The organism is Kitasatospora sp. NPDC005748 (genome assembly GCF_040630735.1).
Taxonomy (GTDB): Bacteria; Actinomycetota; Actinomycetes; order Streptomycetales; family Streptomycetaceae; genus Kitasatospora.
Genome location: NZ_JBEXYD010000105.1, coordinates 1 through 14,603 on the forward strand (window position 1 = coordinate 1; position 14,603 = coordinate 14,603).

Consider the following 14,603-nt stretch of genomic DNA (forward strand, 5'->3'; position numbering starts at 1 on the left):
GTCGCGCAGTGCCTGGCGGCCCTCCAGTCGGCTGCCGTCCCGCCGCAGAACGAGGACGTCCTCGGCGTAGGTGGCGACGAAGGCGTCGATGTCGTAATTGTTGTAGGCGGTGAGCTGCTGCTCGACCACGTCGCGCGGTTCGGTCATGTGCTTGATCGTTTCTTCCTTGGGCAGGGGTTCAGGCCGCGAGACGGCGGGTGGCGAGTTCGGCGTAGAGCGCCGCTCCGTCGGGGAGCACCGCGTCGTCGAACTCTGCGTAGGGAGAGTGGTTGAGCGGCAGGGTGTCGGGATCGCTCCCCTTCGGGGCGGCGCCGAGCCACGCGAACGATCCCGGAACGGCGTCGAGTACCCGGGAGAAGTCTTCCGACCCGGTCATCGGGTTGGCCATCGTCCGGAAGCGTTCCTCGCCGAAGGCCTCCCGGACGGTGTCCATCAGGAAATCGGTCTCGGCCCCGTCGTTCACCGTCACGGGGTACCCGGGAAGGTACTCGATCTCGGCCCGCAGGCCGTGGGCGGCCGCGACGGCCCGCACCAGCTCCACCACGGTGTCGGTGACCTTGGCCCGCGTCTCGGCGGAGAAGGTGCGCACGGTCGCCTCGAAGTAGGCGGTCTCGGGGATGATGTTGCGCTGGGTACCGGCCCGGAGGAGTCCGACGGTGATCACCACCGGATCGAACACGTCGAAGCGGCGGGTCACCATGGTCTGCAGGGCGGTGACCGTCTCGCAGGCCGCCGGGACGGGGTCCTTGGCCCGGTGAGGTACCGAGCCGTGCCCGCCCGCACCGTGGAGGGTGACGTTCAGCGCATCGGAGGCGGCAAGGATCGGCCCGCGCCGGGAGCTGAACTCCCCGTGCGGCATGGTCGACGCCACGTGCAGGGCGTATGCGGCGACCGGGCGCGTGCCCGCCGCGTCCAGAACGCCCTCGGCCAGCATGGCTCCGGCGCCGTCCCAGCCCTCCTCGCCGGGCTGGAACATGAAGACCACGTCGCCGTGGAGCCGCTCCCGCCGTGCGGCGAGCAGGTGCGCGGCGCCCGTGAGCATGGCGGTGTGCAGATCGTGTCCGCAGGCGTGCATGGCACCGTTGTCGGACGCGAACGGCAGCGGGGCCTTCTCGATGACCGGCAGTCCGTCCATGTCGGCGCGCAGCAGCACCGCCGGCCCCGGTAGCCCGCCGCGCAGCACCGCGGTGACCGAACTCAGCGCGGAGCCCTGACGTACTTCCAGCGGCAGTCCCTCGAGAGCCCGCAGCACCCGCTCCTGGGTGCGCGGGAGATCAAGGCCCAGCTCGGGGAACCGGTGGAGGTCATGGCGGAGCCGGACCAGGTCGGGAGCCAGAGCCAGGGCGTCGTCGTGTATGGACACAGGTACCTCCATCGGGCCCGCGGGGGCGGGAACTTGTGCGGAGCGATCTTGTTCCGCGATTCTGGAGCCCGCAGCGGGGGATTCCCGCGATTTCGCAGGATCACGCCACGAAGAGGCCCTTCGATGAACGAACCAACCGGCAGCCGACGGTGACCGGCTCCGATGTGACAGTGGACGAGTTGGACCTCGCCCTGGTGAACGCGATGCAGCTGCGGCCCCGGGCACCCTGGTCGCTGCTCGGCCAGACTCTCGGGATCAGCCCGGTCACCGCCGCGCGCCGCTGGCGACGGCTCTCGGAGGCCGGGATCGCCTGGGTGACCGCCTACGGCCTGCCCCACCCCGAGGACCCTGGCTGCGTCGCGTACCTCGACGTCGACTGCGCTCCCGACCGGATTCGGCAGATCGCCGACGAGCTGGCCGAGGACCCGCACGTGATGAGCGTCGAACACCTCTCCCAGGGCTGCGACCTCGTCATCGCCGCGGCCTTCACCGACCTGGCGACGGTCTCCCGGTACACCGCCGAACGGTTGGGCAGGCTCCCGGGGATCACCGCCGTCCGCACCCACCTGGCGACCGGCTTCTACGCCGAGGGGATCCGCTGGCGACTGGACTCACTGGACCCTGCCCAGCGCCTGGAACTCCACGACGACCACCCGACGGGCTACGGGACGTCCTCCCCAGTACGGGCCGAAATCCGCCACGAAGAACGGGAGTTGCTCATCAGGCTGGGCACCGACGGCCGCCTCGGCCAAGCCGAGCTGGCCGCCGCCACCGGGCTCAGCCCGTCCACGCTGCGCCGCCGCCTCGACCGGCTGGCCGCCTCCGACGCGATCCGCTTCCGCTGCGAGATCGCCGCCGGAGACGCCGGCCGACCGGTCCTGGCGACCTTCCGGGCCGACATCCCTCCGGACCGGCTCGACGAGGTCGGCCCCCAACTCGCCAGGCTCCCCGAGATCCGGTTGTGCGTAGCCGTCACCGGCCGGCACAACCTCATCCTCTCCGTCTGGCAGCGCTCCCTCGCCGACGTCCAGCGACTGGAGGCCGCACTCGCCCGCAGGTTCCCCGACCTGCGAGTGGCCGAGCGCCGCGTGTCACTGCGCACCGTGAAGAGGATGGGACGGATCCTGGGCTCCGACGGCCGCGCGGTCCGCGCCGTCCCGATGGACATCTGGCGAGACCCGATCCCGGTCTCCTAGCGGTGGTCCACCCGGAGGTGCCGACCACCGCGAGACGGTCGCGGAGGCCTCGCCGCCACCGGCCGGCCGACCCGCCTGCGAGCCCTCACCCTTGCCGCCGCCGTCACGGCCGGGCAAGGTCCCCGAGGTGTCCGGGACTGTCCGGGGAACGGTCGGACACGCCGGACTCGGTCTGACCAGCCGAACCTTCCGGACCGCGGGACAACGGCGCCGGCCGCACCGCTGCCCTCGTCCTGGCCAACAACGTCTTGAATCAACGTGGTTGGCCGCGGACCGCTCCGCCAGGATCGGGGCATGAGTTCCCAACCCTTGCCCCCGAATCCCTCCCTGGCGCGGGATACGGCCGAGTTCGTCGCGTATCTTCGACAGCTTCGGCAACGGTCCGGGCTGACCTACAGGGCGCTGGAACGCCGCGCTGCCGAGGTCGGGGCCGTGCTCCCGCGCAGCACGATCGCCGAGGCGCTCCGCCACGACCTGCTGCCGCGACCGGAACTGCTCGACGCCTTCGTCCGGGCGTGCGGACTCGGCGAGGACCCGGCCGTGTGGCTCGCGGCACGCGAGCGGCTGGCCCACGAGGCCACCCACCCGGGGCCCGGCGCCCCCGCCGAGGCCGGCCCACCCGCCCCGCAGACGCTGCCCGGCGCCCCGCGGACCGCACCGCCCGCGCCCTCCCGCCGGCGGCTGCGCAGCGCTACTCCGATCGTGGTGGTCCTGGCGCTGGCGGCCGCCGTGGCGGGCGGGGCGGCCTTCCTCCACGACCGTGCGCACCGCCCCGCCGCGCCCGCTCCCTCCTCCGGCGCCCAGGAACGGGCCCTGGTCGCGGCAGGCGCGTATCTGATCCGGCCGGTGGGCTCCGGACTCTGCCTGGGGGAGTCGACCACGCACGAAAGCGGTGGGGAGGTAGGGCAGTTCGCGTGCCCGGGCAACGTGCCCACCTACGTCTTCGAGCCGGCCGGCGGCGGCCAGTACACGATCCGCTCCCTCCATCCGGTGATGGGTCACGGCTGCCTGGGAGTGGAGGCCGCACTCCTCGCCGACGGCGCCCGTCTGATGAACGACTACTGCGGCCGGCGGGGGACCGCGGAACGGTTCCGGCTGAGAGCGTCGCCGGGAGGCGCCGGTAGCTACCTCATCCAGCTGGTCCACAGCAACGCCTGCGTGACCATCCCGGGCGATATCGGCACCCCGGGCGTCCTCGCACGCCAGCTCCCCTGCGCAGACCCTCCCGCCGGGCAGAGCTTCACCCTGGAGCCCGTGCCGGCCCCGACCGCCATCCCGGACATCAGAACCAACTGATCACTCGCGTCGGCCGGTGCAGCCGGCCTGGTCCGCCGCCCTCCGTGATCGCGGCCGGCCCCGTACCCACCGCGAATGGGGCGAGGCACTCGACGCCCTCCGCAGCGCCCACGCCGTGGCGCCGGTGACCGCCGAGCGGATGTCCGGTGCCGCCCGGCCGGCTCTGCGGACCTCCGGGTGGACCGGCCCGCGCGCGGGCGAGTCCGGCCCGCTGGTCGGTCCACACCGCTTCTGGCGACCAGGGCAGCGGAGAGCGCGGCGAGCTGATCGCCGACCCCGCGATGGCGCGGCCGGCCTTCGGGCCGAACCCGCCGGGCCGGGGCCGGGAGAAGGCGGCGGTGGCGCCGCTGGTTCTCACCCCCGGATCAGCTCCGCCCTGGCCTCGCGTGTTTCGCGGCACTCCGCGCAGCGAGGCCACCTGCTTCCCGCAGGCCCCCTGTTGTGCGGGCTCGGGATCGGCGAATATCGTTCCTGATATTCCGTCAGTCGGCGCAGGGGGAGCGAACGCCCTTGCGGTGACGCCGTTTGAAGGAGCCGGCAGTGACTGCTGAACCGTCGCCGGGCGGAGTCCCGCCGGTGCCCCCGGGCCCGCCGCCGGGTGCCGGAGGCGGACCTGCGCCCGCGTCCGGCCGGCGCCTCGGCGAGATCGCGGCGCTCGTCTCGGCCGGCACCGCCCTCGCCGGTCTCCTCCTCGGCTTCCTCGGACTTCCCGCAGTGGTGAACTCACCCACCGCCAGCACCGTCACCGAGACCGTACGCGCCACGGCGACGGTGACCGTGACCGCGACCCCGGCAAGCCCCTCCACGCCCATCACCGTTCCGGCACCGAGCGGCAGCGGCCAGCCGCCGCCCACCACACCCGGGCGGGTCTCCCTCGTGGACGACCTGCTGCCCGTCGACAATGAACAAGGCAACTACGACCGCGGACCGCAGAACGTCAACGGCACGCTCTACCCCACCGTGCTCTCCAGCACCTGCGCCACCGCCACCTGGCAACTGGACCGCCAGTACACCACCCTGACCACGTCATACGGCCTGGCCGACAGCTCGTCCTCCGGCAAGACCGTGAGGATGTACATCGAGCTGGACGGCGCCCGGAAACTGGAACGAGATGTGCCGGTCGGCTCGACGACGCCCGTGACTCTGAACGTCCAGGGCGTCTTCCGCGTCACCCTTGGCTCCAACTACTGCTACACCTTCGGTTCGAACAACGTGGGCGCGTGGATCGACCCCGTCGTCACCAAGGCCCCCTGAGTCCGCCTTTGGTCTTTGGCCGGCCTGGGGGTTCGCGCCTGCGGCCTTCCGGCCTGTCTCGGTACGCGTCTGTCCGGTGAAGCCGTCCCGCGCACCGCCGGGCGGCCGGCCCGGTGTGCCTTGGCCCGACGGCCCGGACGGCTGCTGGCCGGTACGGGCCCTGGCAGGCGGGCCTCGGGGTGTCGCCCGACGGCGGGAGTTCGGGTGTCAGGTCGTCCCGGGGGATCCGCCGGGGGCTTCGTAGTTGCCGCTGGGGGTGGTGTTGACTATGCCGTCGTTGCCCTTGCCGCCCGATCCGGCGGGGTCGCCGCAGCCGCCGTTGCCGCCCTGCACGTACCCCTTGCCGGTGTCGAAGCCGCTCTCGCCACCGTTCGGCAAACTCGCGATCATCGTGGACGGCTACCGCGGTGGCGGGCAGTGGAGTCTGCTGTGGACGGAGTCAGCCGCCTCGTTGTCGGCGAGCCCGCGGTGCGGGGTCACGGCACGGCGGTCCTTGGCGCACGGTGGACCATCGGACGAACCGAGCGCGTGTTCCCCCCTGCTCGGACTGCGGCATCACGGGATGTCCAGGAAATCGGAGGCGGCGCTGCCCACGAGCCCCATAGCATCGGCCCGCACCGACCCGTCGAGTATCACCAAGGACTTTGTGAGTCACTCCGATCTCCACGCCAAGGCCCCCTCGCTCGCGGCCGGCATGGCCGCTGCCGATCACAGCCCGGACATCCAGCTGTCCCAGACTCGCCACCGCGCCGCGCTCGTGGCGAGCTGGCAGATCGCACCCGGCTCGACGGTCCTCGAACTGGGCTGCGGCCAGGGCGACATGACCGTCGTCCTCGCGGAGGCGGTGGGGCCCGAGGGGCGCGTGACAGCCCTCGACGTCGCCGACCCCTCCTACGGGGCGCCGGTCACGCTCGGAGAATCGGCGGCCCGGATCGCGGCGGGCCCTCTCGGGCCGCGCATCGACTTCCGCTTCGGCACGGACGTCCTCGACCCGTCGGTCGACGTCCCCGGAAGTACCTTCGACTTCGTGGTGCTCGCGCACTGCTCCTGGTACTTCGCATCGCTCGGACAGTTGCGGGACACACTGGCCCGGGTGCGGCCGTGGGCGCGGCGACTGTGTTTCGCCGAGTGGGACTTGACGCCTGCGTCCGGCGACCAGCTGGCGCACCTCCTCGCCGTGCTGATCCAGGGGCAGACCGAGGCCGCGGGGTCGCATGGCCAGGGCAACGTTCGCACGCCGTTCTCCCGTGAGGCGCTGCTGAGGCTCCTGCACGAGGCCGGCTGGACGGCCGATGGCAGCGGCCTGGTCGATACCGGAGAGCTTCAGGACGGCGACTGGGAGATAGCCGCCTGCCTCGACCTGGCCGCAACGGAGGAGCGTCTGGCCGCGCTGCCCGAGCCGGTGCGCCAGCTCGTCCTGAGTCAGGCCGACGTTCTCCGGGCCATCGCCAAGCCGCGCGGGAACCGCGCGCTCGCCGCGTACTCAGTCACCGCGCGCTGACCTACGACCCCGGCAACCGGCCGGTCAGCGGTCGGTGGGATCGGGGATGCGGACGGTGTCTGCCGAGCCCTCGGAGGGGCCGAGTTGTCCTGGAGCTTCGTCGTGATGGCCGCCGGCTCGCCCGCCACGATCCGCCAGGACGTCGCGGCCCCCGGTCAACGAAGTCGCGCGGGTGCTCTCGGCCGGCCCAGGTAGGAGGCCGATCGTTCGAAGCCGCGCGCCGAGGCGGCAAGCGGTCAGCGGTCGTGCCGGCCGCCGGCTCCGCCGGTGCCGTCGTCGGGTGGCCGGCTGTCCGAACGTGCCAGCAGGTCCGCCCAGGGGCTGTCGTCGGGGGTGGCCAGGAGGAAGCGTTCGCGTGGCGGGTCGGATGCGAAGGGGCGCCAGGTGATCCCGGCGCTTTTCGTGACGGCGGTCCGGGTTCGTAGGGTGATCAGGTTCTGGTTGTTGCGCAGGTGGTGGCGGTACAGGGCCCGGCTGTGCGCGTCGACGGTACGTAGTCGTGGTGACCAGCCGTGGCCGGCGAGGTGGGCCAGGACGTCCTCGGTGAAGTGCGGGTTGCGTTCGGCGGGGAACCAGAGCAGGTCCTGGCCCGCGAGGTCGGCCCAGGACAGGGCCGTGTGGTGGGCCAGCGGGTGGTCGGGGCGCAGGAGCACGCCTAGTGGTTCGTCAGCCAGGGTGAGCGTGGCCAGGGCGTCGATGTCGTGGACGGCGCGCATCACCCCGAGGGCGAGGGTGCCGGTCCGTAACAGGTCGAGTTGCTTCGGGGAGTCGGTCTCGGTGAACTCGACGTCCGGGGATCCGTCTTCGGCCAGGACCTGCTCGACCCGTGCCAGCAGGTGGTCCGGGACGGTGCCGCAGACCCCTACGCGTACGGGAGAGCGGGCGTCGCGTGCCTGCGCCAGCGACGACTCGATCTCGGCCAGGGTGCGTGTGGCGCTCGTGTACAGGATCCGGCCGCCCTCGGTGAGCTCCATCCCTTTGGGTCTGCGGTGGAACAGTTTGGCCCCGACCCGGCGTTCCAGGGCGCTGATCTGCTGGCTGAGGGTGGGCTGGGCGATCCGCAGCACCCGTGCGGCCTCCGTCATCGTGCCTTCCTCGGCGACGGTCACGAAGTAGCGGAGATGACGAAGTTCGACGCCTTGGTGGTCGTGCATGTCCGCTCCTTGCTCCCGGGATAGGTCCGAGCCTATGGGGTGGCCTCGTGGGGCTATTGGCGGGCAGCGGATCGCGGGGGTTCTGATGGGGGGCGACCCATCGATCCGGCGGTCCTGTTGAACGGAGCAACACGTCATGCGCGATGACTTCCCCCGCGCCGGCGTCGGGTTCGCCGCCGCCGCTGCTCACGGTGGCGGCGTCGTCGCCCACCCGACGCGAGCGAAACCCGTCGAGGAAGCCGTCCAGGGCCTCGTCGGTCCGATGATCGATCTCCGAGAGGCGAGGAACCACCTATGAGGATCGCGGATTTCCCCGTGTCGGCGGCGCGGGCCAGCGTGGCCGCCGCCTTGACGGAGGACAGGGCCGACGACGACGTCACCACCTTGTGGAGCGTCCCGGCCGATCTGGTCGCCACCGCCGAGATCAGTACCCGCCGGCCCGGCGTCGTCGCCGGAATGCCCGTGGTCCGCGAAGTCTTCGCCCAGAGCGCCCCTGAGGTCGGGGTCGAGGCTCTGGTCGCGGACGGCGAACGGGTGCGGGCCGGGGACGTCCTGGTGCGGCTGACCGGGTCGGCCCGCAACCTGATCACCGCCGAGCGCACGGTGCTGAACCTCCTGCAGCGCCTGTGCGGCATCGCCACTGTCACCGACGCCTTCGTCCAGGCCGTGGCCGGAACTCCGGCGCGGATCCTGGACACCCGCAAGACCGCCCCGGGGCTGCGGGCGCTGGACAAGTACGCCGTCACCGCCGGCGGCGGCGGCAATCACCGGCTCACCCTGGCGGCGATGGTCCTGCTGAAGGAGAACCACATCACCGCGGCGGGCGGGGTGACCGCGGCGATCGACGCGGTCCGAAAGGGTATGGCCGATTCCGGGCGGAGGCTGCCGATCGACGTCGAGGTGCAGACCGTCGCGCAGGCCCGCGAGGCCATGGAAGCGGGAGCGGGCTGGCTCATGCTCGACAACATGGAAATGGCCGACATCGAAGAAGTGACGCGGATGAGGGCCCGCCGCCGCGGCGGTTCGAAGATCCTCCTGGAGGCCTCCGGCAACGTCACCCTGGACCGGGTTCGCGCCGTCGCCGAAGCCGGCGTCGACCTCATCTCGATCGGCGCCCTGACGCACAGCGCGCCCGCGCTCGACCTGACGATGCTGATCACGACGGACGCGGCGCCGTGCCCGAGGTGACGATCGTCGACGCGTGCCGGCGACAGGGCCGGGGCGGCAGCGCGACCGCCGTGCTCGACGACGCGCCCTTCACCGATGCCGAGCGACGGCGCGTCCCCGCCGCGACAGGCACCTCGCACGCGGTCTTCATCACCGCGCTGGACGGCGAGGACCGGGCCCGAGCGTCGTATCGGCTCCGATTCTTCACTGGCGAAGGCGAGTTGCCCGCCTGCGGTCACGGCACGGTCGCCGCACTGGCGCTGCTCGCGCAGCGCCACAGCGGCGACGCCGACTACCGGGCCACGCTGCACACCACGACCCGCGTATTCGAAGGCCGGGCGACGCGGGGACACGACGACCTGACGGCCACGTTCGACCCGGGTCCGATCAGCCCGCGAGAGGCCGGGGGACCCGGACTCCGGGCGATCGCGACCGCCCTCGGCCTGAACAGCGAAACCCTTCCCGACGCTGCCCGTGTGGCCTCACCCGGCCGGCCACGGCTCCTGTTGCCCGTACGATCGCGCACCGCGCTGGCCGAACTCCGCCCGGACTTCAGGGCTCTGCGCGATGCCTGTGACCGCTACGGATTGCTGGGCTGCTACGCCTACTCGGTCCCTGACGCGGACGGCCGGGCGGCGGCCCGGATGTTCGCCCCGTCGATCGGCGTCCCCGAGGACGTCGCCAACGCCAACAGCACCGCGTGTCTGGCCGCATATCTCGCGGATCAGGGCGTCACCGCCCTCGCGGTCGACATGGGCGATCACCTCGGCCATCCGTCCACGATCATCGCCGACGCGCGGCGCGGCGCGTCCGGCACCCTGATCCGTGTGGGCGGCGCCGCGCAGATCGCGCGCGCCGTCCGCCTTCCCCGGCTCGGCTGACACGAAAGCGACTCGCGGTGGCCAGCAGGCCGACCGAGCCGGCCGCCGAGGCTCGTCCGAGACCAACCCGTCCATCGAACGCACTCATCCCCACACTGGAGGTTCCATGCCCAAGGGCTACTGGGTCAGCGTCTACCGCACCATTTCGGACCCCGCGAAGCTGGCTGCCTACAACGAGCTGGCCGGTCCGGCCGTCCGGGCCGGGGGCGGACGGGTCCTCGCCCGTGACGGTCGGGTCGTGGCACACGAGGCCGGACTCGCCGCGCGCACCATCCTGATCGAGTTCGACAGCTTCGAGCAGGCCGTCGCGGCCCGCGAGAGCGCGGCCTACCAGGAGGCGCTGGCCGCCCTCGGCGACGGCGTCGAGCGCGACTTCCGCATCGTCGAAGGCATCGACTGACCGACCGTGGTCCGGTCGGATCCTCACCGGTACAGCGGGTTTCCGGGGTATACCGGCCCGTTCCCGTGAACGGTGTCACCAGCTGGTTCCGACAGGGCCCTTGCCGCCTGGCCGGGACCGGCGGCAAGGGCGTGGCGGCGCGGGATGTCATGGTCGGCGGTGCGGGGGTTCCAACGACTCCCGCTCGCCACCGGCCTTCTCCGGCGACGCGGGCAAGCCGGGACCCGGTAGCCGTAACCAGGGTGATGTGTTGACCTGGCGGTTCTGACCTGGTGGGACACGCTGCCTGGAACAGGATGTACGGCCTCTACCCCACACCCGGCGATGCCTTCAAGTCCCCCTACGCCGGTGACGTGGAGGACCTCTTCGACGGCTACCACACCACCGAGGAGATCGCCCACGCCCTCCCGGCGACCTCCGAGGCCCTGTTCACCGAGGCCTTCCTGAACAGGATCCGCAAGCCCGACGGTGTCCTGGGCGAGAAGCTGCGCCCGATGGACAACACGTGCGACTGGCGGCCGAACGTGGCGGTGGAGATCTTCTACAGCCGGGGCGACCGAGACGTCGACCCCAGTCACTCGACCTACTACGCGGACCGGTTGAGGAAGCACGGCGCCGCCCCCCGGCTGACCGACGTCGGCGACTTCGACCACAACGGATCGGTGCTGCAAGCCCTGCCCCGGCTCATCAGGTTCTTCGACGAGACGGCCAAGACAACCTGAAACCCGCCACCGATCCTGCCCCGGGCGGCAGGACGGCATGGGCCGAGTGCGAGCCGCCACCCACCACGGCACCGCCCCGTCGCCCGCTCGGCCCGTCGCCCGCTCGGACCGGACCGGACCGGACCGGGGGAGTTTGCGGCCGCCCGATCCGGTGAGGAGCGGGCCACCGGCGCAGGCCCGCGAGGGAGCGGGAACGCCCTCCGGCTGGGCGCGGACCGACCCGCCCGCGGACGACGAGAGGCAGGACAATGGGACACGGCGGAAACGTGATCGAGGAACTGATGGCGGACCACCGCGAGGTGGAGGACATGTTCGGCCGCATCCGCGCCATGAGCGGCGGCGGCCAGGCACTGCGGGACGTGATCGACCACGTCACCATCGAGCTGGTGCGGCACTCGGTCGCGGAGGAGCAGTACCTCTACCCCGCGGTCCGCGAGCACCTCGACGGCGGTGACGCCCTCGCGGACAGGGAGATCGAGGACCACCGCCAGGTCGAGGACCTCCTCAAGCAGCTGGAGGACCTGCGCACCGACGATCCCGCGATGGGCTCGGTGCTCCGGCAGCTGATGGACGAGGTGTCCGCCCACGTCGAGGACGAGGAGACCAACCTCTTCCCGAGGCTGCGCACGGCCTGTACCCCGGAGCAGCTGGACGACCTCGGGGACAAGATCCGCCGGGCGAAGGCCATGGCCCCGACCCGGCCGCACCCGGCGGCCCCGGACAGCCCGATGGCCAGCAAGCTCCTCGGCCCCGGTGTCGGCCTCGTGGACCGGGCCCGGGACTTCGTGACCGGCCGCGGCAAGTAGGCCCCAACCGCGCCGACCGAACGCCGGCGGTTCCCTGTCACGCCTTGCCCGACCGGGCACACGCCCCTGGTCGGGCAGGGCGTCGCGGGGTCATGTCCCCGCCCGCACTCGTGTACCTCCTCGCGCCCGGCGGATCCCACCGGCTGGAGCGTCTCCGTAGCGTCCCCCGCCCGGCCCGGACCGGGGCCGCCGGTGGGCCGCCGGTGGGCATCAGCCTTCGACGCCGGTGGAGGTGTGGGCCGCGCCGACCGGCTTCGATTCGGGTGATCCGCGTTGGCGCAGGTAGACGGAGAGGATCGCCATGGAGGCGACCGCGAGGAGTTCGGACTGCCAGTTCTGCAGGGTGCGGTTCCAGAAGTCCGCGGACAGCACGTAGTCCCACCAGGTGAACGGCGCCTGGAGGTCGCGCAGCCGCCCGGCGTTGAACGAGGCCGCACCGGTGATCGACTGGGCGAACCAGGAGCCGACGAAGAACAGCGCCATCACCGTGCCGAGGGAGCGCGAGTACAGGGTGCGGCGCAGTCCGGCCGCGCGGGCCCAGGAGGGCGAGTCGGCGGTGGCGTGAGCGCCGACCTTCTGTTCGCGGTCGGACTCGGTACCGGGCCGGTCCAGGCTCTTGGACTCCGGGGACCCCCGTTGCAGCAGCCAGACGGTGCCGAAGATGTACAGGAAGAACTGCAGGTACTCCGACTGCCAGTTCTCGGTGACGTCCACCGCGAAGTCGGAGCCGGTCAGATAGCCGGCGACACCGACGGGCTGGAGATCGGCCGCGACGAGCTCGTTGTTCACCTCCGCCAGCCCCGCGGCGGCCTGCCCGACCAGGGTGAGCAGGAAGGCGGCACCGAAGGCCAGGGTAAGGCTGTTGTCGCGCAGGAATCGCCCCGCGCGGTCCGTGCGGCTCATCGGTGCAGCGCCCCGATCGTCGTGAAGTAGACCAGACCGCCGACGACGATCAGCACGCACAGGGCGAACAGGCTGCGCACCGGTCTCACGCTCCCTTGACCACGCACTTGTAGGGCTTGCGGGGCTGCGGGTCGCACCCGGCGGCGGTGATCTTCCATCCGTCCGGGAAGGCGGACAGGAAGAGGGTGTCGCTGTCCAGCACGGCGCGGGCCTGCCGGCCGTAGACGTCGACTCGGCGGACGTCCGCGGCTGAGGGCAGGTCGCTGTCGCCGATCGCCTGCTGGCAGCCCGTCTTGCTGCTGTCCTCGAGTTCCTCGCGCGTGCCCGGAGCGAGTGCGCCGCACAGCGCCGCATTGTCCTGGCGTGCGAGGTCGGCCTCGAAGGCCCGTGCCGCGGCCGCGACCGCGTCCTCCCGGTCCGACAGCGACGAACAGCCGCACAGCACCGCCAGGGCAAGCCCGACCTGAAGGCACGCCCACATCCTGCTCCGCCCTGAGACCATGCAGGGCAGTCGACCACGACCGGCCGCCCACCCGGGCGACGCGGGGCCGTCACACGACCGAACGAGTGGTTCGACGGGGTGTCACGAGAGCGCCCGCCCACGCAGGGTTCGCCTCACCGACGGCGCCGGCGTCCGGGCGAGCCGGGCACCACCTCGCCGGCGAGCCTGGCCGGCGCAACCTCGCACCCCCGGGGGAGGCGGCAGGTCGGGCGGGAGGGGTGCCGGCCGCTGCGGCGGCCGCGCCACGCATCGGGCCGTGACCCGTCGCGCCTACGGCTGCGCCGGGGCGCCGCCGCTGTATCCGGTGGGCCTGTCGCCATACAGGCCCACCGGAGGTCGGGATGGGGGGCCGAGCCGCCGGTTCGCGGGGTGAGCGGAGGGACCGACGCGGGGCGCTTCGCCGGCCCGTCCGGCTGGAGAGTTGGCTACCGGGGGCCGCTGCGGAAGCCCGGGTAGCCCAGGATGAGGACCGTCTCGCTCGGGTTTCGGACGTAGGGGATCACCTTTCCGGTGTCCTCGAAGCCGAGTCGTCGGTAGAAGGCCAGGGCGCGGGCGTTGCTCTCGTTGACGCCGAGGGTCAGCCACCGTGCGTCGGTGTGGTCCTGTGCGTGGCGGATGGTGGCCCGCACGAGATCGGTGGCGGGGCCGGTGGCGCCGCGGTGGGCCGGGGTGACGTAGACGGAGCGGACGCACACGGTGTCCGGGACGTCGGGGACTGGCTCGGTGCCGGCCGTTCCCACCCAGTTCCCGCTCGCGTCACGGGCCGTGAGGGTGGCACGTTGCCCGGCAGCCTCTGCGGCGGCCTGTTGCTGCCAGTAGGCCTCGGGGTGGGCGGCGGTGTCGGCGTAGGAGAGGTTGAAGGCGCCGGGGGAGTCCCGCAGTGCCTCCAGTGTGATCTCGCGGAGCTCCCGCCATTCCTCGGCGGCTATCCGGTGTACGACGTAGTGCATGCGGTGAGCCTGGCACGGGCGCGGCGTAGCGGGATCACACGCGAGGATGATCTTCGTCCGGCGGCTGCCCCGCAGGGGGGACCTCCCGGGAGAGAGGCCGGCCGCAGCCGGCGCCGGGTGGTGGGCGGAGAGCGGTGGCCTGGGGGGATCGGTCCTCGAATGGGTGGTGGCTGTTGCCGGTTCGTCCGGAATGCGGCGGAATCGGTAGGGGCCGGGCATACCGGCCGGCGGTCGGGGCAGGCGCTTGTCCGACCGCGAAGCGATGCGAAGGCGAGTGAGCAGCGATGAGCAAGGTGCAGGAGCAGATCGACGTCGATGTGCCGGTCAGCACGGCGTACAACCAGTGGACGCAGTTCGAGCAGTTCCCGATGTTCATGGAGGGCGTCGAGGAGATCACCCAGCTCGACGAGCGCCACAACCACTGGAAGACGAAGATCGCCGGTGTGTCCCGGGAGTTCGACACCGAGATCGTCGACCAGGTCCCGGACGACCACGTGGCGTGGCGTAC

The 14,603-nt window shown here is 72.0% G+C and carries 17 protein-coding genes; 11 read left to right on the forward strand and 6 right to left on the reverse strand.

What is annotated here, in order from left to right; genetic code table 11:
• Positions 1 to 178 precede the first annotated feature (178 nt).
• A complete protein-coding gene (locus ABZ495_RS35700; protein ID WP_359811762.1) occupies positions 179 to 1,363 on the reverse strand; it encodes a M20 family metallopeptidase in 1,185 nt (394 codons plus the stop codon).
• A 170-nt stretch (positions 1,364 to 1,533) separates the two neighbouring features.
• Between ABZ495_RS35700 and ABZ495_RS35705 the strand changes: the two genes are divergently transcribed.
• From ABZ495_RS35705 to ABZ495_RS35715, 3 genes are all read left to right on the forward strand, one after another.
• Positions 1,534 to 2,559: an Lrp/AsnC family transcriptional regulator gene (locus ABZ495_RS35705; RefSeq protein ID WP_359840090.1), complete on the forward strand. Its 1,026-nt coding sequence runs from the start codon at positions 1,534 to 1,536 to the stop codon at positions 2,557 to 2,559.
• Positions 2,560 to 2,853: 294 nt separating this feature from the next.
• On the forward strand, positions 2,854 to 3,855 hold the full coding sequence (locus ABZ495_RS35710) for an XRE family transcriptional regulator (RefSeq protein WP_359840091.1): 1,002 nt from the start codon (positions 2,854 to 2,856) through the stop codon (positions 3,853 to 3,855).
• Between the two features lie 540 nt (positions 3,856 to 4,395).
• Complete coding sequence (locus ABZ495_RS35715; RefSeq protein ID WP_359811771.1) at positions 4,396 to 5,109, forward strand: NPCBM/NEW2 domain-containing protein; 714 nt, start codon at positions 4,396 to 4,398, stop codon at positions 5,107 to 5,109.
• A 207-nt stretch (positions 5,110 to 5,316) separates the two neighbouring features.
• Here ABZ495_RS35715 and ABZ495_RS35720 read toward each other — a convergent pair whose 3' ends face one another.
• On the reverse strand, positions 5,317 to 5,499 hold the full coding sequence (locus ABZ495_RS35720) for a hypothetical protein (RefSeq protein WP_359840093.1): 183 nt from the start codon (positions 5,497 to 5,499) through the stop codon (positions 5,317 to 5,319).
• Between the two features lie 256 nt (positions 5,500 to 5,755).
• On the opposite strand from ABZ495_RS35720, the gene ABZ495_RS35725 reads away from it, so the two are divergent.
• Positions 5,756 to 6,610 carry a methyltransferase domain-containing protein gene (locus ABZ495_RS35725; protein ID WP_359840110.1) on the forward strand — a complete coding sequence of 285 codons (855 nt, stop codon included), beginning with the start codon at positions 5,756 to 5,758 and terminating at the stop codon, positions 6,608 to 6,610.
• 236 nt (positions 6,611 to 6,846) lie between these two features.
• On the opposite strand, the gene ABZ495_RS35730 is transcribed toward ABZ495_RS35725, so the two are convergent.
• Positions 6,847 to 7,764: a LysR family transcriptional regulator gene (locus ABZ495_RS35730; RefSeq protein WP_359840095.1), complete on the reverse strand. Its 918-nt coding sequence runs from the start codon at positions 7,762 to 7,764 to the stop codon at positions 6,847 to 6,849.
• A gap of 136 nt (positions 7,765 to 7,900) precedes the next feature.
• On the opposite strand from ABZ495_RS35730, the gene ABZ495_RS35735 reads away from it, so the two are divergent.
• The 6 genes from ABZ495_RS35735 (at position 7,901) to ABZ495_RS35760 (ending at position 11,740) form a co-directional block, all read left to right on the forward strand.
• Positions 7,901 to 8,062 carry a hypothetical protein gene (locus ABZ495_RS35735; RefSeq protein ID WP_359840097.1) on the forward strand — a complete coding sequence of 54 codons (162 nt, stop codon included), beginning with the start codon at positions 7,901 to 7,903 and terminating at the stop codon, positions 8,060 to 8,062.
• The gene (gene nadC, locus ABZ495_RS35740; RefSeq protein ID WP_359811778.1) at positions 8,059 to 8,952 is read left to right on the forward strand and encodes a carboxylating nicotinate-nucleotide diphosphorylase; all 894 of its coding nucleotides are present in this window, start codon (positions 8,059 to 8,061) and stop codon (positions 8,950 to 8,952) included. Before ABZ495_RS35735 ends, nadC begins: the two co-directional genes overlap by 4 nt.
• Complete coding sequence (locus ABZ495_RS35745) at positions 8,940 to 9,812, forward strand: PhzF family phenazine biosynthesis isomerase (RefSeq protein WP_359840099.1); 873 nt, start codon at positions 8,940 to 8,942, stop codon at positions 9,810 to 9,812. Before nadC ends, ABZ495_RS35745 begins: the two co-directional genes overlap by 13 nt.
• Positions 9,813 to 9,918: 106 nt before the next feature.
• Positions 9,919 to 10,212, forward strand: coding sequence for a DUF1330 domain-containing protein (locus ABZ495_RS35750; RefSeq protein WP_329491771.1), 294 nt, complete (start codon positions 9,919 to 9,921; stop codon positions 10,210 to 10,212).
• A gap of 272 nt (positions 10,213 to 10,484) precedes the next feature.
• The gene (locus ABZ495_RS35755; protein ID WP_359840101.1) at positions 10,485 to 10,934 is read left to right on the forward strand and encodes a hypothetical protein; all 450 of its coding nucleotides are present in this window, start codon (positions 10,485 to 10,487) and stop codon (positions 10,932 to 10,934) included.
• Between the two features lie 248 nt (positions 10,935 to 11,182).
• Positions 11,183 to 11,740: a hemerythrin domain-containing protein gene (locus tag ABZ495_RS35760; protein ID WP_359840102.1), complete on the forward strand. Its 558-nt coding sequence runs from the start codon at positions 11,183 to 11,185 to the stop codon at positions 11,738 to 11,740.
• 210 nt (positions 11,741 to 11,950) lie between these two features.
• Here ABZ495_RS35760 and ABZ495_RS35765 read toward each other — a convergent pair whose 3' ends face one another.
• The 3 genes from ABZ495_RS35765 to ABZ495_RS35775 all read right to left on the reverse strand — a co-directional run bounded on the left by ABZ495_RS35765 (position 11,951) and on the right by ABZ495_RS35775 (position 14,095).
• Complete coding sequence (locus ABZ495_RS35765; protein ID WP_359811788.1) at positions 11,951 to 12,643, reverse strand: DUF6766 family protein; 693 nt, start codon at positions 12,641 to 12,643, stop codon at positions 11,951 to 11,953.
• A gap of 85 nt (positions 12,644 to 12,728) precedes the next feature.
• A complete protein-coding gene (locus ABZ495_RS35770; protein ID WP_359840104.1) occupies positions 12,729 to 13,124 on the reverse strand; it encodes a hypothetical protein in 396 nt (131 codons plus the stop codon).
• Positions 13,125 to 13,570: 446 nt separating this feature from the next.
• A complete protein-coding gene (locus tag ABZ495_RS35775; protein ID WP_359840106.1) occupies positions 13,571 to 14,095 on the reverse strand; it encodes a GNAT family N-acetyltransferase in 525 nt (174 codons plus the stop codon).
• Positions 14,096 to 14,379: 284 nt separating this feature from the next.
• On the opposite strand from ABZ495_RS35775, the gene ABZ495_RS35780 reads away from it, so the two are divergent.
• A partial coding sequence (locus ABZ495_RS35780; RefSeq protein ID WP_359840108.1) for an SRPBCC family protein occupies positions 14,380 to 14,603 on the forward strand: 224 nt, incomplete at its 3' end.